Here is a 395-nt window from a genome sequence, read left to right on the forward strand (position 1 = left end):
GCGTAGCCCTTGATGTAGACATCCTCGTACTTCACGCTGCGCCACAGGCGCTCGACGAAGATGTTGTCCAGGGCCCGCCCGCGCCCATCCATACTGATGGCGATCCCTTCACGGTGCAGGACGCCCGTGAACGCCGCGCTGGTGAATTGTGCCCCCTGATCGGTATTGAAGATTTCGGGGCGCCCGTGAGCGCGCACCGCCTCTTCCAGGCAATCGACACAAAACCCGGCCTCCAGGGTGTTGGACAGACGCCAGGCCAGTACCCGCCGCGCGTACCAGTCAATGACCGCCACCAGGTAGGCCCATCCATGCGCCAGGGGCACATAGGTGATGTCGCTACTCCAGACCTGGTTCGGGCGCGTGACCTCGACCCCGCGCAGCAAATAGGGATAGAC

1 protein-coding gene is annotated in these 395 nt (G+C 63.5%); it reads right to left on the reverse strand.

Annotated elements, in window-relative coordinates; all coding sequences use genetic code 11:
* Positions 1-395 (reverse strand): DDE-type integrase/transposase/recombinase (locus tag GJ668_RS20000; RefSeq protein WP_155451819.1); only part of this gene is annotated, 395 nt, incomplete at both ends.

Origin of the sequence: Allochromatium palmeri (genome assembly GCF_009720725.1) — a bacterium.
GTDB classification, from domain to species: Bacteria; Pseudomonadota; Gammaproteobacteria; order Chromatiales; family Chromatiaceae; genus Thermochromatium; species Thermochromatium palmeri.